The sequence below is a fragment of the Pseudomonas sp. GT1P32 genome, from assembly GCF_054897805.1.
In genome coordinates, this window is record NZ_CM142704.1 from 429367 (window position 1) to 448107 (window position 18741).

The 18741-nt window shown below is 58.6% G+C and carries 16 protein-coding genes; 6 read left to right on the top strand and 10 right to left on the bottom strand.

Annotated features, from left to right (window positions below):
• Positions 1-10: 10 nt before the first annotated feature.
• Together ACYZUC_RS02025 and ACYZUC_RS02030 are read left to right on the top strand one after the other, a co-directional pair.
• Positions 11-3205, top strand: a complete 3195-nt coding sequence (locus tag ACYZUC_RS02025) for an efflux RND transporter permease subunit (RefSeq protein WP_461993110.1) — start codon at positions 11-13, stop codon at positions 3203-3205.
• Complete coding sequence (locus tag ACYZUC_RS02030) at positions 3202-4620, top strand: efflux transporter outer membrane subunit (protein WP_461993112.1); 1419 nt, start codon at positions 3202-3204, stop codon at positions 4618-4620. The genes ACYZUC_RS02025 and ACYZUC_RS02030 overlap by 4 nt, the downstream gene beginning before the upstream one ends.
• Positions 4621-4811: 191 nt before the next feature.
• Here the strand turns inward: ACYZUC_RS02030 and ACYZUC_RS02035 are convergent, their stop codons facing one another.
• From ACYZUC_RS02035 to ACYZUC_RS02045, 3 genes are all read right to left on the bottom strand, one after another.
• A complete protein-coding gene (locus ACYZUC_RS02035; protein WP_461993114.1) occupies positions 4812-5330 on the bottom strand; it encodes a cysteine hydrolase family protein in 519 nt (172 codons plus the stop codon).
• 344 nt (positions 5331-5674) lie between these two features.
• The gene (locus ACYZUC_RS02040; RefSeq protein ID WP_461993116.1) at positions 5675-6544 is read right to left on the bottom strand and encodes an AraC family transcriptional regulator; all 870 of its coding nucleotides are present in this window, start codon (positions 6542-6544) and stop codon (positions 5675-5677) included.
• Between the two features lie 128 nt (positions 6545-6672).
• The gene (locus ACYZUC_RS02045; protein ID WP_461993118.1) at positions 6673-7413 is read right to left on the bottom strand and encodes a Mut7-C RNAse domain-containing protein; all 741 of its coding nucleotides are present in this window, start codon (positions 7411-7413) and stop codon (positions 6673-6675) included.
• A gap of 358 nt (positions 7414-7771) precedes the next feature.
• Between ACYZUC_RS02045 and ACYZUC_RS02050 the strand changes: the two genes are divergently transcribed.
• Together ACYZUC_RS02050 and ACYZUC_RS02055 are read left to right on the top strand one after the other, a co-directional pair.
• Entirely contained in the window at positions 7772-8233 is a 462-nt protein-coding gene (locus ACYZUC_RS02050; RefSeq protein WP_461993120.1) for an HvfA family oxazolone/thioamide-modified RiPP metallophore, read from the top strand.
• A gap of 368 nt (positions 8234-8601) precedes the next feature.
• Positions 8602-9030 (top strand): arsenate reductase ArsC, encoded by a 429-nt coding sequence (locus ACYZUC_RS02055; protein ID WP_461993122.1) that lies wholly within the window; start codon positions 8602-8604, stop codon positions 9028-9030.
• Between the two features lie 3 nt (positions 9031-9033).
• Here ACYZUC_RS02055 and arsH read toward each other — a convergent pair whose 3' ends face one another.
• The 4 genes from arsH to ACYZUC_RS02075 all read right to left on the bottom strand — a co-directional run bounded on the left by arsH (position 9034) and on the right by ACYZUC_RS02075 (position 12101).
• Entirely contained in the window at positions 9034-9726 is a 693-nt protein-coding gene (gene arsH / locus ACYZUC_RS02060) for an arsenical resistance protein ArsH (RefSeq protein WP_461993124.1), read from the bottom strand.
• A gap of 11 nt (positions 9727-9737) precedes the next feature.
• Complete coding sequence (locus tag ACYZUC_RS02065; RefSeq protein ID WP_461993126.1) at positions 9738-10208, bottom strand: arsenate reductase ArsC; 471 nt, start codon at positions 10206-10208, stop codon at positions 9738-9740.
• A 252-nt stretch (positions 10209-10460) separates the two neighbouring features.
• Entirely contained in the window at positions 10461-10760 is a 300-nt protein-coding gene (locus ACYZUC_RS02070) for a hypothetical protein (RefSeq protein ID WP_461993128.1), read from the bottom strand.
• A gap of 141 nt (positions 10761-10901) precedes the next feature.
• Positions 10902-12101, bottom strand: coding sequence for a patatin-like phospholipase family protein (locus ACYZUC_RS02075; protein WP_461996803.1), 1200 nt, complete (start codon positions 12099-12101; stop codon positions 10902-10904).
• Positions 12102-12904: 803 nt separating this feature from the next.
• On the opposite strand from ACYZUC_RS02075, the gene ACYZUC_RS02080 reads away from it, so the two are divergent.
• Both ACYZUC_RS02080 and ACYZUC_RS02085 read left to right on the top strand, forming a co-directional pair.
• Positions 12905-14356: a multiheme c-type cytochrome gene (locus ACYZUC_RS02080; protein WP_461993130.1), complete on the top strand. Its 1452-nt coding sequence runs from the start codon at positions 12905-12907 to the stop codon at positions 14354-14356.
• A gap of 222 nt (positions 14357-14578) precedes the next feature.
• Positions 14579-15481, top strand: coding sequence for an alpha/beta fold hydrolase (locus ACYZUC_RS02085; RefSeq protein ID WP_461993132.1), 903 nt, complete (start codon positions 14579-14581; stop codon positions 15479-15481).
• An 85-nt stretch (positions 15482-15566) separates the two neighbouring features.
• Here ACYZUC_RS02085 and ACYZUC_RS02090 read toward each other — a convergent pair whose 3' ends face one another.
• Genes ACYZUC_RS02090 through ACYZUC_RS02100 form a run of 3 tightly spaced genes read right to left on the bottom strand, consistent with a single transcriptional unit; the run spans position 15567 to position 18613 of the window.
• On the bottom strand, positions 15567-15917 hold the full coding sequence (locus ACYZUC_RS02090) for a RidA family protein (RefSeq protein ID WP_461993134.1): 351 nt from the start codon (positions 15915-15917) through the stop codon (positions 15567-15569).
• A gap of 28 nt (positions 15918-15945) precedes the next feature.
• The gene (locus ACYZUC_RS02095; RefSeq protein ID WP_461993136.1) at positions 15946-17190 is read right to left on the bottom strand and encodes an NAD(P)/FAD-dependent oxidoreductase; all 1245 of its coding nucleotides are present in this window, start codon (positions 17188-17190) and stop codon (positions 15946-15948) included.
• 4 nt (positions 17191-17194) lie between these two features.
• A complete protein-coding gene (locus ACYZUC_RS02100) occupies positions 17195-18613 on the bottom strand; it encodes an aminotransferase-like domain-containing protein (protein WP_461993138.1) in 1419 nt (472 codons plus the stop codon).
• Positions 18614-18741 lie beyond the last annotated feature (128 nt).

An 18741-nucleotide genomic window follows, 5' to 3' on the forward strand; every position in this document is an offset into this window, starting at 1 on the left:
GAGCACCGACATGAAGTTCTCCCAGTTCTTTATCACGCGGCCGATCTTCGCGGCGGTGCTGTCGCTGCTGATCCTGATCGCCGGCGCGATCTCGCTGTTCCAGTTGCCGATCAGTGAATACCCGGAAGTGGTTCCACCGACCGTCGTCGTTCACGCCAACTACCCGGGCGCCAACCCGAAAGTCATCGGCGAAACCGTGGCAGCCCCTTTGGAGCAAGCCATCACCGGCGTCGAGAACATGCTGTACATGTCCTCGCAATCCACGGCTGACGGCCGGCTCACCCTGACCGTGACCTTCGCGTTGGGCACCGATCTGGACAACGCCCAGGTCCAGGTCCAGAACCGCGTGACCCGTACCGAGCCCAAGCTGCCCGAAGAAGTGACGCGCATCGGTATCACCGTCGACAAGGCGTCTCCCGAGCTGACGTTGCTGGTGCATTTGATCTCTCCCGACAAACGCTACGACATGCTCTACCTGTCCAACTACGCGATCCTCAACGTCAAGGACGAGCTGTCGCGCCTGGAAGGGATCGGCGATGTGAAGATGTTCGGCATCGGCGATTACTCGCTGCGTATCTGGCTCGATCCGGACAAAACCGCCTCGCGTAATCTGACTGCCACTGATGTGGTCACAGCAGTGCGCGAGCAAAACCGTCAAGTCGCCGCCGGCCAACTGGGTTCGCCGCCTGCGCCGAATGCCACCAGCTTCCAGATGTCGATCAACTCCCAAGGGCGGTTGGTCAGCGAGGAAGAGTTTGAAAACGTGATCGTGCGCAGCGGTCCGAACGGCGAAATCACGCGCCTGAAAGACATTGCCCGGATCGAGCTGGGTTCCAACCAGTACGCCTTGCGCGCCTTGCTCAACAACCAGGAAGCGGTGGCGATGCCGATCTTCCAGCGGCCGGGCTCCAATGCCATCGACGTCTCCGACCAAGTGCGGGCGAAGATGGCCGAGCTGAAGAAAAACTTCCCGGAAGGCATGGATTACGAGATCGTCTACGACCCGACGATTTTCGTCCGCAGCTCGATTGAGGCGGTGGTGCACACGCTGTTCGAAGCGCTGATTCTCGTGGTGCTGGTCGTTATCCTGTTCCTGCAAACCTGGCGCGCGTCGATCATTCCGTTGGTGGCCGTGCCCGTGTCGCTGATCGGTACGTTTGCCGTGATGCATCTACTCGGGTTTTCGCTCAACGCGTTGTCGCTGTTCGGCCTGGTCCTCGCCATCGGGATCGTGGTCGACGATGCCATTGTTGTGGTGGAGAACGTCGAGCGAAATATTGAATCCGGACTGGAACCGGTCGAAGCGACCAAGAAAGCCATGGGCGAAGTGACCGGGCCGATCATCGCCACGGCGCTGGTGCTGTGCGCGGTGTTCGTGCCAGCCGCGTTCATCTCCGGGCTGACAGGGCAGTTCTATAAACAGTTCGCGTTGACCATTGCGATCTCCACGGTGATCTCGGCGTTCAACTCCCTGACCTTGTCACCGGCGTTGGCGGCGGTGTTGCTCAAGGCCCATGGCGCACCGAAAGACCGTTTCTCCAGAGTGCTGGATCGTTTGCTCGGTGGCTGGCTGTTCAAACCGTTCAACCGTTTCTTCGAAAAGGCCAGTCACGGCTACATGGTTGCCGTGGCCAAAGTCATTCGTGGCAGCAGCGTGGCGTTGTTGGTGTACGCCGGTCTGATCGCCATGACCTACATGGGTTTCAGCACCACGCCGACCGGCTTCGTGCCGACCCAGGACAAAAAATACCTGGTGACCTTCGCGCAATTGCCGGATGCCGCGAGTCTCGACCGCACCGAATCGGTGATCCGTCGCATGAGCACCATCGCCATGAACGAGCCGGGTTTCGACAGTGCGGTGGCATTCCCGGGCCTTTCAATCAACGGTTTCACCAACAGCCCGAACGCCGGTATTGCGTTCATCGGCTTGAGTTCGTTCGAAGAGCGTAAAGACCCGAGCCTGTCTGCCAAGGCGATTTCCGCCTCGCTCAACGGCAAGTTCGGTGGGATTCAGGACGCCTACATCGCCGTGTTCCCGCCACCGCCGGTACAAGGCCTGGGCACCATCGGTGGCTTCCGCCTGCAAATCGAAGACCGTGGCAACCTGGGTTACGACGAGCTGTACAAAGAGACGATGAACATCATCGCCAAGAGCCGTAGCACGCCAGAGCTGGCCAACCTGTTCACCAGCTACACCGTCAACGTGCCGCAGGTCGAAGCCGCCATTGACCGGGAAAAAGCCAAGACTCACGGGGTGAAGATCAACGATATTTTCGACACCTTGCAGGTCTACCTGGGCTCGCTGTACGCCAACGACTTCAACCGTTTTGGCCGGACCTATCAGGTCAACGTGCAGGCCGAGCAGCAGTTCCGCCAGGAGCCGGAGCAGATCGGTCAGTTGAAGGTGCGCAATGATCGCGGCGAAATGATTCCGCTGGCCACGTTCGTCAAGGTCAGCCCGACGTCAGGCCCTGACCGGGTCTCGCACTACAACGGTTTCCTCACCGCCGAAATCAACGGCAGTGCAGCCCCTGGCTACAGCTCCGGACAGGCGCAAGCCGCGATTGAAAAGTTGCTCAAGGAAGAATTGCCCAACGGCATGACGTACGAGTGGACCGACCTGACCTACCAGCAAATCCTGTCGGGCAACACGGCCCTGCTGGTGTTCCCGCTCTGCGTGCTGTTGGCGTTCCTGGTGCTGGCGGCGCTGTATGAAAGCTGGAGCCTGCCATTGGCGGTGATCCTGATCGTGCCGATGACCCTGCTGTCGGCGATTGCCGGGGTGATCATTTCCAAGGGCGACAACAACATCTTCACCCAGATCGGCCTGATCGTGCTGGTCGGCCTGGCCTGCAAAAACGCGATCCTGATCGTCGAGTTCGCCAAGGACAAACAGGACCAGGGCATGTCGCCGCTGGATGCGGTGCTGGACGCTTGCCGCATGCGTCTGCGGCCGATTCTGATGACGTCCTTCGCGTTCATCATGGGGGTGATTCCGCTGGTGACGTCCACTGGCGCCGGCTCGGAAATGCGCCGTGCGATGGGTGTCGCGGTGTTCTCCGGGATGCTCGGCGTGACCTTCTTCGGGTTGCTGCTGACGCCGGTGTTCTTCGTGCTGATTCGTCGCTACATCGAGCGCAAGAACGCGCACAAGGTCACCAAGGTTCATCAGGTAAACGCGCTCAATCAGGAGGCACATTCATGAACACCTTGAAGCTTTTCTTACCCAGCCTTCTGGTCGTCGCGCTCGGCGCCTGCACGGTAGGCCCCGACTACAAAACGCCTGACACCGCGCCTGCCAACGTCGTGTCTGCCCAAGGCAGTGCCTACGATCAATCGCGATTTGAAACGGTGTGGTGGCAACAGTTTGATGACCCCACGCTCAATCAGTTGGTGAGCAAATCCCTGGAGGGCAACCGCGACTTGCGCGTCGCGTTTGCCCGCTGGAAAGCGGCCCGTGCGATTCGTGATGACGTCAGCAATGACAATTTGCCGGTCGTCACCAGCCGCGTCAGCAGCCAGCAGGGCAAGTCGCAAGTGCCCGGTCTGACCGAGAGCCGCGTCAATATCGAACGCTACGACCTGGGCCTCGACATGGCATGGGAAGTCGATCTGTTCGGCCGGATCCAGCGTCAACTGGAATCCAGCAGCGCCCAGGAAGACGCTGCCGCCGCAGACTTGTTTCAGCTTCGCGTGACAATGATCGCCGAGCTGGTGGATGCCTACGGCCAATTGCGCGGCGCGCAGTTGCGGGAAAAAATTGCCCTGGCCAACCTGAAAAATCAGCAGGATTCGCGCAGCGTGACGGTCAGCCTGCGCGATGCCGGCGTGGGCAATGAGCTCGACGTGGTGCGTGCCGACGCACGTTTGGCGGCTGTCGAGGCGACGGTTCCGCAACTGCAAGCGGAACAGGTGCGGCAGAAAAACCGCATCGCCACGCTCTTGGGGGAGCGCCCGGATACGTTGAGCGTGTCGTTGAGCCCTGCGCAGTTGCCCGCCATCGCCAAAGCGCTGCCGATCGGTGATCCCGCCGAGCTGCTGCGCCGGCGTCCCGATGTTCTCGCCGCCGAGCGCAGGCTGGCGTCCTCCACGGCGGAAATCGGCGTGGCCACCGCCGACCTGTTCCCGAGAGTGAGCTTGAGCGGCTTCCTCGGTTTCACCGCTGGCCGTGGTTCGCAGATTGGTTCCAGTGCCGCCAGAGCCTGGGGGCTGGGACCGAGCATTACCTGGGCAGCTTTTGACCTGGGCAGTGTGCGAGCGCGCATCCGGGGTGCCGACGCGAATGCCGAAGGCGCCTTGGCCACCTACGAACAGCAAGTGCTGCTGGCACTGGAAGAGTCGGAAAACGCCTTCAGCGACTACGGCAAACGTCAGCAGCGGCTGCTGTCATTGATCAAGCAAAGTGAGTCGAGCCGTGCTGCGGCCGACCTGGCGGCGATCCAGTACAAGGAAGGCACGGTGGATTATCTGGTTTTGCTCGATGCGCAGCGTGAACGTCTGAACGCCGAGGATGCGCAGGCGCTGGGTGAGACTGATCAGTACCGGGGCATCGTCGCAATCTATAAGGCGTTGGGAGGAGGGTGGGACAGTGGCGGCAAAAAAGTGGTAGCCACGAACTGATGCTGGCGTGAAATCTGCCGCCCTACACTGACGGTGTGGGGCGGCGGGTCGGATATTTCGGATGTTTGGTTTGGGTCGAAAGCGACTTCGATGAGCGATGGCTTCTGGGCGAGAGGTGTTAATTATGACGGCGTGCTTTCGACCCATAGCGGACGGATCGACCCTGATGCGGACCGGTCCGTCAATGGCGGTTAGAAACACCAGTCCTCAGCGTTTACGACACGACAGAATGGACCCGCGAGGGTCGCATTGTGATGAGCGACAATTTCTTCGGCCTTCAGCGCAGAGGTGTCCGAGCAGGTATGACCATCGGCGATCAGAACTGCGTCGAAACCATGGTCTCGTGCGGCGCGGCAGGTGCTGTCGACACAGTATTGGGTCTTCATTCCGGCAATGACCACACCCTGAGCACCACAAGCCCGCAGTTGATCGACCAGAGCTGTCTTGGTGAAGGCGTTGGGTCGACTTTTTTCGAAAATCACTTCGTCGCCCTGCAGCACCAGTTCCTGCACCAGTTGCGTCAACTGGCTTCCAGGCTCGATTGGCGAACCAGGTGGACCAATGTGGCGGGCGAGAAAAATGGGGGCGCCCGCACTGCGGGCTTTATTCAACAGGTCGTTCAACGTGTCTACCAGCGCTTCGCCAGCCCATGGCTTATCCGCGCCATGAAACAATCCAACCTGCATATCGAGAATCAACAGCGCATACATAGTGCTTTTCCTTGCGTTTTGGCCAGCGACACAAGGGCAAAAGAAAAGGCCCTATCCATCACTGGCGGGCCTTTGAAGTTCGTGCGTTATCGGCTCACGACACCTCTCACGACCCGCCTTTGGCGGTCGTGGTAGTCGTGGTCAAGGTAATTCGTGGTTGGTTCATAGGGCTGACAGTAGCTGCGCGGTACCGGGTTGGCAAGTGAATGGTACGTGCATGAAGACTGATTGTAATATCGATCGTTGTCCGCTTCTGGCTGAATTTTGCCTGTCGCGACCGGCTGAAACACAACCCAAAGCGGACGCTCGTCACGTCAGCTCAGGGTCGAAAGCTACTTGCTCCGCTATTGCAGCGGAACATATACATCAGTTTGCCATTGATCCTGCGGTGTCTCGGGAAAGACGCTCAGGTAATGAAAGAACAGCGGCTGGTCACGAAGTTCCTCTCCACTGGCGGGCAGCCAATCGCGGTAAACCGGATAGATCGTTTCGCCGATGTGATCCGGTGAACCCGCGTGTCTCACCACGACGCAGCGACCGCCAGGAATGACGATCTCGTGCACGCCGAACTCATTCGGCGCCACGGCCTCGTGAATTTCGCCGCAAATTGCGAAGCGGAATGCTTGTGGAGGTGTTGTATCGGGGTTGCCATAGGGAATGCCAAAGGTGCGGCTCGATGCCACCGGCGACTGTCCGCTCTGCATACGCCACTCGATGAACTTGCGCACGCTCTCGTTGACGAGCCCGGCGGGTCCGCAGTGCTCAAGCGCAGCTACCCTGACTTCAGGGAATTCCACGATTCGTACTTGCATGATGATAGTCCTGGAAAAGTGAGGGATTGCGAATACCGCATTCCAGACCTGCCAGTTCGGTTCCTTCCTGAACGCACTCGGCGTCATACCGAACGCCCGCCTGAACGCCCTGCAAAATGCTTCGGGACTTTCAAAGCCGGCACTGAGTGCGGCCTCCAGTACCGAGTGATCAGCGAGGGCGGCCAGGCGATGTGCCGCGCGTCGTAGCCGCATCAGTTGCACATAACGTGAGACTGGCACTCCTACGAACGCGGTGAATTGTCGATGGAAGTGAAACGCCGAAAAGTTCGCCACATGGCTCAACGTTTTCAACGACAGGTCACCTTCGAGATTGGCATCAATGTAGGCGAGTACGGCGTTGAAGCGTTTTGTGTAAGCGAAGTGGGTCGGCATGTCAGACACTGGGAAAAGGCTCCTGGAAGTATGGTCGGCAATAGAGTCGACTATAGCGGCGTGAACGTGCCTAGCCGCGCTTGCTCAAGGCACGTTTTGGGTTGGCCAATGCGATCTCTCCCGGCCGATGCATTCGGCTATCGGTCCAGCAGAGGTGCCAGCAGTGCACACATGCTGCGCCAGTGCGAACCCTCCCAGTAAATCCGTTGACAGGCGTCGCAGCGCAGGAAGTGCGAATAGAGCGCGCCAACGCGTGGCGGCACCTGCGGCCGGGCCAGTTCCGGGCTGATCTCGTGCAGCGGCAGGTTGCAATGAAGGCACAGGCTGAATGGCCGCGCGCTACGCGCCAGGTCGAGGCGCTCGTACAATTCGCGCAGCTGCAGCGACGGTTTCAGGGCATGCACGTAACAGCCGTGGCTGATGATCCGCCGCTTGAGCAGTTCGCGGTCACGGGTAAGCACGATACGTCCTTGCTGCGCAGCGATCTCAGCGATCTCGCTATCCTCGAAGCCATTGTCGTAGAGGGTGTCGAAGCCGCTCATGCGCAGCAGGTTGGCCAGCCCGCCCAGGTGCGCATCAGCGACGAAGCGCAGCACCCGTAAAGGTTGAGCACGAACCTTTAACAGCGGGCTGATGTCCAGCGTTTCGAACTTGGGATACACCGCCAACCGGTCATCGTCGAAGATCACCCGCTCGAAACCCACCGACTCACCGTTGAGCAACACCAGTTCGACCTCCGTGTGCGGTATCCCGAGCGCCTCGATCATGTGCTTGACCGTCGCCCCTCGTGCGCACTTGCAGGTGAATGACTGCCGCCGCCGTTCAGCCGGCAGGAAATCGTTGAGCTCCTCGTAGAAGCGGAAGGTTGCACTGGTCATGATGATCAGTATGGCAGGGCTGCAGGATGAGCGAGTCTGGCCCGGACATCTTCATCGGCAGCCCCCCAACCACGATCGTGTTGAAATTGCTCAGGGATAGGGTTGATGCCTATTTATTCAGGGCCTTCGAGGTCGCCAGGATAAAAAACAGTGGGCCATATGTATCGCTGTGTATCCAGACTCGCTGTAAAGATGCTGGCGTACAAATGCCCCTCGATCCGGATACATCCGGGATACACGGTTGCAGTCAAATAGCCTGGCCTTAGCGAGAAAGCAAACGCACCTCGCACCACGGCTTATAGCCCTGGCGGCATGACCCTGAGCGGCCTCACCGCACACAGTATCCGGAGAAATAACCATGTCCCGTCTTTCGAACAAATCCCGTATTGGCCTGATCGCTGTTTCACTGGTTGGCTGTATGAACCTCGCTTCGTCCGCCTTTGCCGCTGACGCACTGCCTCAAGGCTACCAACTCGCCGCGGCGGAAAAAACCAGTGAAGGCAAGTGTGGCGAAGGCAAGTGCGGTGCCAGCGAAACCGGCGCCAAGGTCACCAAGGCCGGTGAAGGTAAATGCGGTGAAGGCAAATGCGGCGACGCTTCCTTCGCCCGTACCGACACCGACCACGACGGCCGCGTTTCCCTGAAAGAATTGCTGACCGTGGCCCCACAGGGTGCTGAAGAGTTCAAGGCGATGGACACCAACAACGATGGCTTCCTCTCCGAAGGCGAGGTCTACAAATTCCGCACCAACCAGTTCACCTCCAACGGCAAGAAAGTGCCGACCGAGCTGTTCACCAAAATGAGCAAAGCGCAGGGCTGATAGTGGGGGCTGCCGACTACAACAACATCGGTGTGGCGAGATAGGGTTTCCTCTATCTCGCCAGCGCTGGCGTTTTTTTATTGCGATCTATAAAGCGTTGGGGGGCAGGATCGGGGGGGATTAATTGATGTTTGAGGTGGCAAAAGCGGCAGGCAAAAAAAAGCTGCCAAAATGGCAGCCATTGAAAGAGCCCGCAACGGGTTGAAGTCAGTATTACTAAAGATAAATGACAGCCTCGTGACGATTCTTCAATCCGCACTTTATTTCACGTGCTTCCCATCGGTCAGGACTTCCCTTCGGCGCAATCACTGCTCTAATAACAGCAACCGAAGTTCCGTTCACTGTCTTGAAAGAGGGGGGTGTTGCTCATGACCGAAAAATCCCGGGTGCTGTTCGTCTGCGCTAAAAATGACATTCGTTCATTGATGGCGGAGTCGCTCCTCAAACATACCGACTCCGAACACTTTGAAGCTTTCAGCGCGGGTCTGGTAGCCAGTGAAGTCGACCCGCGAACGCTTGAGTCGCTGGAACATATCGGCGTCGACGCAACCGGGTTGCGCAGCAAATCAATCAGCGAGTTTGAGGGCCAGCAGTTCGACTATGTCATCACGCTGTGTGACAAATCATCGGAAGAGGCGAGCAAGATGCCGATCTCTGACGAAGTGATGACGTGGAATTTTGAGGACCCGGCGAGCAGTGAACGGCATGAACCTTTTCGACATGCTCTCCAGGAAATTCACGACCGCGTCAAAATGTTCGTCACTGTCAAAATGAGGCATTCAAGCGCTGAGGCTTGAGCTTCAAATCGACCGCTGATTCACCCGTCGGGTCAGTTCCTCTGCCGACTCCTTGCGTTCCGAGTAGCGGTCGACCAGGTCCGGACGCTCCCGGAGCAGCAGAGTGAACTTCACCAGTTCCTCCATGACGTCCACCACCCGGTCATAAAGCGCGGACGGTTTCATGCGGTTGTCTTCGTCGAATTCCAGATAAGCCTTCGGCACGGAAGACTGGTTGGGGATGGTGAACATCCGCATCCAGCGCCCCAGCACACGCAGTTGATTCACCACGTTAAACGACTGAGAACCACCACTGACTTGCATGACCGCGAGGGTTTTGCCCTGGGTCGGGCGAATGGCGCCTAGCGCGAGCGGCACCCAGTCTATCTGCGCCTTGAACACGGCCGACATCGAACCGTGACGCTCGGGTGAACACCAGACCTGTCCTTCGGACCATTGCATCAGTTCGAGCAGTTCCTGAACTTTCGGGTGATCGGTCGGTGCATCGTCCGGCAGAGGAAGGCCGGATGGATTGAAAATCCGCGTTTCAGCACCGAAGTGCTCGAGCAATCGGGCGGCTTCCTCCACCAGCAGTCGACTGAATGAACGCGGTCGGGTCGATCCGTACAACAGGAGGATTCGTGGCTTGTGCCGGGTGTCGTCACCGGCAATGGATTGAATCAGAGAGGCGTCGAGATGGGGCAGTTCGTGGGACATGAGGGCTCCGGTTACAGGGTGCTGATGCGATCGAGTTCGCGCTTCAACGCATCCCGGTCAAGTTCGCCGAAGGGCAGGGCGAGGAAGGCCCGGCAGCGTGTTTCGATGCGCGCCAGGGTCGAGTGGAAGGCTGCGGTCACGACCGCTTCGTCGCCCTTCACCTCGGATGGGTCTTCCAATCCCCAATGGGCTTTCAGCGCCGGCCCGAAATAAACCGGACACGCCTCGCCGGCAGCCTTGTCGCAGACGGTGATGACAATGTCCGGTGGGTTGGCTTCGAAGGCGTCGTTGCCTTTACTGCTCAAACCGTCAATCGCGATGCCGGCTTCTTGCAGCGTCACAAGACTGCGCGGCAGAACCTGGCCCTTGGGGAAGCTGCCGGCACTGATCGCCTGAAAACCTTGCGGCGCGAGATGATTGAACATCGCTTCGGAGAGGATGCTGCGGCAGCTATTGGCGGTGCACATGAACAAAACGCGCATGGTGACTTCTCTTGGCACATATGGTTAATCGAATATACGGTTTTCCATATGGAGTGGTCAAATGCTGTCTGACTGCCAATTCACTGCCTGTCATGGGGTCTTTGCAGAAATGCGGTTTCGGCGTGCGAGTCTTGTCTTTAATGTCCGCAGCCGACGGGAAATGGTCGTCGGCCTCTGGACGTAAGCATGAGGGCGCTTAAACACGCGCCTTCCACAGATGTTTATTGAGTAGAAGCGCACACGGCTGCACGCCTAATTTTTGCACTTGGCCAACACCACCTGGCAGGTATCCGGCGTGCCACCGGAGCGGCCGGCATAGCGAATGCAGTTACTCAGGGATTTCTGGCGTGCCATGTTCAAGGTGTCCCCCCAAGCGAGGCCGCCCTCACCGGAAGTGGGCAGTGCTTTGGCATAGCAGCTTGAGCCTACGCTCGAGGCCGAGTAGCGAGCCGTGGCCGCTTTGGCTGAACATCCCGCCATCATCGCCAGGATGATGGCAAGCAGGGAGGGCAGGATCCATGACGAGCAGTGGCGTACTGTGTTTGCGGTCATGGCGTTTTCCTGCAAGAGGCGGCTAGCAGCGTGTGTGTAGTCGTGTACTTATCAGATTAGACGGTAGGTTCACGTTGCTGCAATCGACCGTGGACGCAACAGATCAATGCAGCAGATTGCCTCGATTTTTCAGCGGTTGTTTCATTGTTTAGTGTTTTCCAAGTGCGGCGATTTATGCCACGGATAGCCTTTCGCGCTGAGTTGAAAGGCGTAATCGAATAAACGCTTCATGTACTCGCCATCGAATTTTCGATTGTGCGGAAAGTAGAAGTCGGAGCCAATGTACGCAAGATTAAAATCCGCTCCATCCTGTTGCGCCATACGGTAAATACGCTCCAGGTCGCTGATCCCCTGAGTTTGAATCAAGGCACTGATGGCTCGACCGCCGATGCTCAATGTGCGGCGCTTGGTCCCGGACCACTGTGGCTCCAGTGTCCCATTACGAATGACATAGAAATGACGGTCGAGTCGCAAAGGTGCTCCGGTGGCTTTGCTCAGCGCCATCACGGTGCTGGGTGGGTACAGAAACACTTGAGTGATGACCCCTCCGTCCACGTGCATTTCCTGAAACTGTTTGCCGTCAACGTCCACATCAATCATGACGGGTGAGACTGCACCGGGAATACTCATTGACGCGAGCATAATGTTGCGAAAGAGGTCGAGCGCTCCCGGTGCTTTGCTTGCGGCAATCGCGCCCATGTTCCACGTGACTGGCCGCCCCGAATCAAGGTCAGTTGTGCCAATCAGCAGAATTCGTCCTTTGGCGTACTCTGTCGCGATCGCCGCAAGAATCTGTGCTGTAACGTATTTTGCGATGAGCCGCGACAGTGGCTTACTGTCCGCTATACCGTCGCTGGCAAGACGGGTGAATACGCTTCGCGAATGAAAAATGTCTTTTGGACCGATTGCGTTGGAGACATACCGAATCACGCCGTCGTACTCGGACCCCAGGTAAGCGAACGGGGCGACCAGGGCACCCGCGCTAACGCCTGTGACGACCTTGAACATGGGGCGAGTTCCTTGCGTCGTCCATCCAGCAATCAGTCCCGCTGCGAATGCGCCCGCATCGCCGCCACCGGAAATCGCCAGCATATTTGCCAGCGGAAGGATATTGTTCGGCTTCCCGGCCTTGGCGAGAACCTCGCTCTCACGTTTGTTGGACTGAACCGCATCCTCAATGAAAGGCGTCAGGTCGTGGTCCAGTCTGTAGCGAGCATTGGGAATGCCTGGGATGACAGCTTTTTCCGTCAAGGCTGGCGGAACAGCGTCACGGCGTGGCAGACACGCTTGAAGAAACATGTCCAGAGTTGAGGCACCAGGTCTGAGCGGGAATGGTTTCAAAACGCCTCTCCAGCCCTTGCCGTCGACAGCAAGCGCGCTCATCGTCCCCGAGAAAGTCCCTGCCGGTGGTGTACGAGATGACTACACGCCAGACGCCTGCGGCATGTCATTCGAACGCCAGGCTGCTCATTCTGCGCTCCTTTACATGATAAAAAAACTCATTGGCCGCGCGCGCCAGTATTTATACGAAAGCCTTTGGACTCTCCAGGTTAAGGGGTAGAGCGTGATATTTAGGATGGGTCATAGTTCAAAAGGCGCGATTGACCAACAGCCTTCGTGAGAGGCCGTTTACGACTGTGGATTCAACCGGTCGATGCAACACAACTAAATTCTGTGTAAGCAGAAGGAGTGTTGCAGATGAAGCAGAGACCTCGGATCTATTACACCGAAAGCCAGAAAAAATTGATGTGGGATCACTGGCTGCAAGCCTTGGGCCTGTAGCGCTGCTGAAGCGCTTTTGTTCCCCCCCCCCGATTTCGGAGTGAGCTTCCCCACTAATGGGCGCGATTCCCCAGCAGAGTTCGCGTGTCCATTAACTCAAAATTTCAAGCACTGACCAATGTTTGCTGGTCTCCCAGGTAATCCGACATATTTTGTTGCGGGGCTGGCAAGGCAATTGCTGAGTGAGCTTGTCCCGTTCATGCAAGGTGCAGGGTCGGGATGCTGTGGAACTGTCAGTACTCCATTGAGTGATTGCCTGTAACCATCGGTTTGCATCACGAAGTCCCTCTGACTACTCAATACTGGGGCTACTCAATAGAAGTACTGCAGTCATCCTCTGCAACCGTCCAGGGGAAATGCTTATGGGCCACTCCAGAAATACGTGTGTGCAGGTAGCGCTGCACCGGTTGTGCTTTCTAGCCTGCCTGCTGATGGTCACGCTGGTGGCGGCCGACGAACCTCAGGGCAATGACAACCAAAGTAATGAGAAGTGGCTGGAGCCGGCACGCTCCAGGCTCATGCATGTGATTGGCGGGATGCCGTTCTTTCCTCATCGGGCCAATACCACCGGCAACCTGGTTTTGAATGTCAAAGACTTCGACAATGCCCAGGTCTGTGGCGCTTGCCATACAGAGATCTACAAGCAGTGGCGCTCGTCGATGATGTCCCAAGCCTGGGATGAACCCATCTATCGGGCTTTGCTCAAGCGTGCGAGTTCGGCCACCGAGGGGAAGGTCGATAACTTCTGCACCGGCTGCCATACCCCGATCGGTCTCACGACCGGGCAGATCAATTCGCAAGTCAACCGCTCTTCAATTGAAGACAGCACGAAGAATCATCCGATGCCTGGGGTCGATTGCGAGACCTGCCACAACATCAGTGCGCGCACGGGCCTCGATAACGGTGCCTATGTTCTGAGCCCTCGAGCGCACGGTAAACCCACCAAGTTCGGCCCGCGTAAAGATGCCGTTTCGCCTTATCACGACACCGTGTATTCCGCTCTGCACACGCGCTCGGACTTTTGCGGCACCTGCCACAACGTCACGCACCCGTTCAGCAGTGTGGCGGTCGAGCGCACCTATGACGAATGGCAGGAGAGCACCTACAGCCTTAACGATGTCACCTGCCAGAGCTGCCATATGCCAGGTTTTGCGGGCAAGGCCGCGATCATGGGGCCAGACCGCGAGGAGGTCGCCTCGCATTGGTTCAGCGGAGCCAACGCGATGCTGCTCCAGCATCTCGGCCAGGAAGAGGGCGCGCAACGCGCGCGCAACATGCTCGCGCGCGCGGCGGAAGTAAAGTTCGAGCAACTGCCGGCAGCCATCATTCCCGGGCAATACACCTCGGTCGCAGTCAAAGTTTCCAATGTCGGCGCCGGGCACAAGCTGCCGACCGGCTTTCCGGAGGGACGGGAGATGTGGATCGATTTCCGGGTGCAGGATGCCTCGGGTCGCGAGCTCTATCGATTGGGTTCGATCAAGGACGGCAAGACCGAGGACGACACGCGAAATTTCAAAGTGCACATAGGCGACAAGGACGGAAATCTGTTGGACGTCGAGGTTTGGAATGCCACGCAGATTCTCTCGGACAACCGCATTCTGCCCAAGGGCTACGATATCCGGGAATTCTCCTTCCTGGTGCCGGCCGACGCCGTCGGGCCGCTGACCCTGAATGCCAACCTGAACTACTGGCCGTTTTCGCAGAAGCTGGCCGACTACCTGCTCGGCAAGGATAAGATGCAGGTGGAAATCACCCAGATGGCCAAAGTCACGCAGAGCGTACCCCTGTCCCCGATCACTGCGTCCCGACCCTAGCGGCATATGTTCACGCGGTGGTTGTGACGGTACATGGACCGAAAACGCCTGCTATCGAGCTAGGGAACAAATGCCGGGTATGCCGTTTTCTGCCTGTCACCAGGGACAGCCATCGACCCGAAGCTGACGCTACGGATTGCAGGCGGGGGGATAGTTTTCTCGCGCCTTCGTGTGCCGTTATCGCTATATAGTGGCAACATTTTTTCGGTCAAAGGAATGGCTATGAACCCCTTAAGCTTACTCGTCGGCGTGATCGGCGCCACTTTGTCCCCGATGTCGGCATCGCCAGCCCTGTCTGAGTCCCTGTCGCCAGTGACGGTCGAACAGGGGCGTATCTCTGTGCTGGTCGAAGGCAAGGGAACAGACATTATATTGATTCCAGGATTGGCATCGTCCTACGAAGTATGGGCTGATTTGGCCTCCAGATTGCGACAGACTCACCGTCTCCATCTCGTACAGGTAGCTGGCTTTGCCGGCTCGCCTGCCGCATCCGATCCAGAAGGGAAAGTAGCAGCGCCTGCAGCCGAGGCGATTGCTGAATATATCCGCAGCCAGCGCATCGAGGCGCCGGTCATCATCGGTCATTCGTTGGGTGGTGAGGTGGCACTGATGCTTGGTGCTCGTCATCCCGACCAGGTTGGCCCCCTGATGATTGTCGATGCTCTGCCTTTTTATACGTTGCTGATCGCCCCCTCGGCTACCAGTGAAACGGCCACCCCGCATGCTGCTGCGATGCGCGATGCGATGTTAGCGGCAACACCTGAGCAGGCCGAAGCGATGCAGCATGCATCCATCGCCCGTCTCGTCAAAACTGAAGCGTTCAGGCCAGGTTTGGCCGCAGCGGGGATAAGCTCGGACCGAAAGACCGTGGCCGATGCCATGTATGAACTGATGGTTACTGACCTGCGGCCTGAGCTTGAACGCATTAAGGTGCCGGTCGAGGTTGTCTATGCCTACGACCCGCTTTACGGCATAGATGCTTCCAACGTTGATGCAATGTACCGGAACGCCTATGTCTCGACCCCAAACATCAGCTTGCGACGCATTGACGGCAGTTTTCACTTCGTCATGCTTGATCAATCAGAACTGTTCGCCGCTGCTGTCATCGAGTTCCTGAACCAGTGAGCGGCGGCATGGGGTTGCTGCCCGTCACTAGCGGCAGCTATGCGGCTCTAGTAGCCATTGATGCGCTTGAGAGAACCGTAAAAATTCACTCCTTCGCCGCGCAGACAATCACTTCAACCAACAACCGCGGATCAGCGAGTTTCGCCTCGCCGCAAGCACGTGCCGGAGCATGGCCCGCCGGTATCCAGGCATCCCATACGGCGTTCATCGCCTCGAAGTCCGCCATGTCGGCGAGCCAGATGGTTGTTTGCAGCACGTGTTGCCGCGTAGAGCCGGCTTCTTTGAGCAAGGCATCGACCCGTGAAAGGGCATCGCGGGTTTGGTCGGCGACGTTGTGGTGGGCCTCACCCACTTGACCGGCCAGGTACACCGTGTCGCCGTGGATGACGATCTGGCTCATGCGTTGGTTGGTCTGTTTGCGTTCGATGGTTGGCATCAATTGCTCTCCTGTGGAATGACGTGGCTCAGAAACGTTGCACGGAAAAACTGTCGAGCCAGCCCGGGGCCTTGCCGGCGATGCAATCCGCGACCAACTGGCCGGTCGCCCCGGCGAGGGTCAGGCCCAGGTGTTGATGGCCGAAGGCATAGATCAGTCGCGGTTCGTTTGGCGATGGGCCGATCACTGGCAACGAGTCGGGCAGGGACGGGCGGAAGCCGAGCCATTTGCGCGCCACCGGTTCGGTCAAGCCCATGACACGGCGTACATGGCGCTCCAGATAATCAAAGCGTTTGGGGTTGGCCGGGTCGTTGATCGAGCCAAGCTCCACCGTACCCGCCACCCTCAGGCGACCGGCCATGGGCGTCATGTAGAACGCGCTTTCCACCGGGCAGCAAGGGCGATTGAGCAAGGTGTCTTGCAGGTCGAATTCGAGGTGATAACCGCGCTCGGTATCCAGCGGAATGTGATCGCCGACCTGACGCGCCAACGCCGCCGACCAAGCCCCCCCGCACAGCACCACCCGGTCGGCGCGGTAGGTCAGGCCTTCGGCGCTGAGCAGGTGCAGACCGTCGCTGTGCCTTTGCAGACCGGTGATCGTTGCTTGATGCAGCGCCCCTTCAGCCACCAGCGGTGCCGCCAGCGCTTCAATGAAGGCTCGCGGGTCATCCATGTGCGACGACTCGGGAAACAGAATCCCGGCGACCGCTTTACCCGCCAGGGCCGGTTCCAGCTGTTCGATATCGGTAGCGTTCAACACTTGTTGCGGGATGTTCAGGGCGCGGCGCAGTTCGATGGCGGCCTGGGCGCCGGCGAAACCCTGCTCGGTGCCGTAGGCATAGATGCAGCCGTTGTGGCGCAGATGCTGATTGGCCTGGGGGCAATCAGCCAGCAAGGGCGCATAACCGCTGTAGGTGTGTTGCAATATTTTTGTCAGCGCCAGGGTGTTGGCTTCGCAGCGCGAAGCGCGACATTCATTGAGAAACCGCAACAGCCAGGGCATCAGCCGGGGCAAGCGGGCCCAGTTGATGACAAAAGGCGAGTCCGGCGAAAACAGCAGCGACGGAATCGCCTTCAACAGTGAAGGCTGGGCGATCGGCATCACGCCGTAGGGCGCCAGGGTGCCGGCATTGCCGTAGGACGCACCGGCGGCAATCGCCTCGCGCTCCAGCAACAGCACTTGGTAACCCTGGCGACGCAGCCAGAGTGCAGTTGCCACCCCGACAACACCGGCGCCGATAACGGCAATTTCGCAATGAACTGGCTGTGTCATGACCTCAGATCCGGTTGTGCATATAGAGATGACCCTGGCGCGCCAGTTGGCTGATGATGCCCAAGGCCTTGACCAGCTGCTCCCGTGACAGAGCAGCCGAGATGTTGATGCGCACCGCTTGCGGTGACAGTTCCGGGCGCAAGGTGAAGGCGCCGCCGGCCAGCAGCACGACACCGCGGTCCTGGCACAATCGGGCAAAGCGCGAACCGGTCCACGGTTCTGGCAACACCAGCCAGGCGTGAGTGCCGGTGGCGCTGTGCTGGAATTCCAGGCCTTCAAGATGCGTGGCCAGCAGCGCCTGGCGGATCCGCAGTTCTTCGCGTTGTTCGGACACCAGTTGCTCGGCATGCCCGTCCTCGATCAACCGGGTGGCGATCAGCGCAGTCAGCGGCGAAGTGCTCCAGCAGTCGATGCGTTGCATGGCGGCGATGTCTTGCACCAACGGTTGGGGCGCCATGACAAACCCCATGCGCAGCCCCGGCGCGATGCATTTGGACAGGGCCGAGATGTAAATCGTCCGTTCCGGCATCAGGGATGCGAAGGAGGGCGGTGATTGATCCAGCAGCGGTCGGTACACATCGTCCTCGATCACCAGCAGGTTGGTTTCGCGAATCACTGCCGCCAGTTCTTCGCGGCGCTCGGCGTCGAGGGTAATGGCGGTGGGGTTATGGATCGACGGCACCAGAAACAGCAACCGTGGCTGATGTTCGGCGCAGGCCAGGCGCAACGCTTCAGGGGACATGCCGCGCGCATCAGCATCAACCCCGACCAGAATCAGACCCAGAGAGCGGCACAGGGCGTTAATGCCTTGATAGGTCACGCTGTCGGCCAACACGGTGTCGCCGCTGTTGGTCAGGCTGCGCAGGGTATTGGCGATGCCATGTTGCGCGCCTTCGACAATCAGCATCTGACTGGCCTGGGCCTCTACGCCGGTATGGCGCAACCATTGCGCAGCGGCTTCCCGGGCCCAAAGCGGACCTTCGGACGGGTGATAGTCCTTCATGTCGCCAAAGCGCGGATCACTGGACAGCCGTGGCAGCAGTTGTGCCAGTACCCGATTGAACCCATCGGTGGCCGGGCGGTTGACGCTCAGGTCCACGGTGCCCGGATCATTGCTCGGCGCCGACTGGAACTGCGCGGCCGGATGCCGAGGCTGGGCGACTTGCGTGCCGCGACCCGGGCGGCTTTCTACCAGGCCTTTTTGCTGCAACACCGCCATGGCTCTGGTCACCGTGGTGATGTTCACCCCCAGTGCGCTGGCGAACTCGCGGTGCGGCGGCAGGCGCTCGCCCGGCTTGAGCTTGCCGTTGCCGATCGCTTCAGCCAGTGAGTCGGCCAATTGGGCGTAAAGGGTTTCTGCCTTGTCGCGCTGCAAAGCGGCACTGGCTTTGAGCTCGTCCAGCAATTGTTCGAATTGACTCATGGTGCTTTATCCCTGCTTGTCATGCTTGTAGCAAGACAATAAGCAAATTTGTATTGCTTTTTATCCGATACAAGGCCCATTGACAAGCTAAAAAATCGTGATTAGTGTGTGAGTTGTAATGCTTGTCA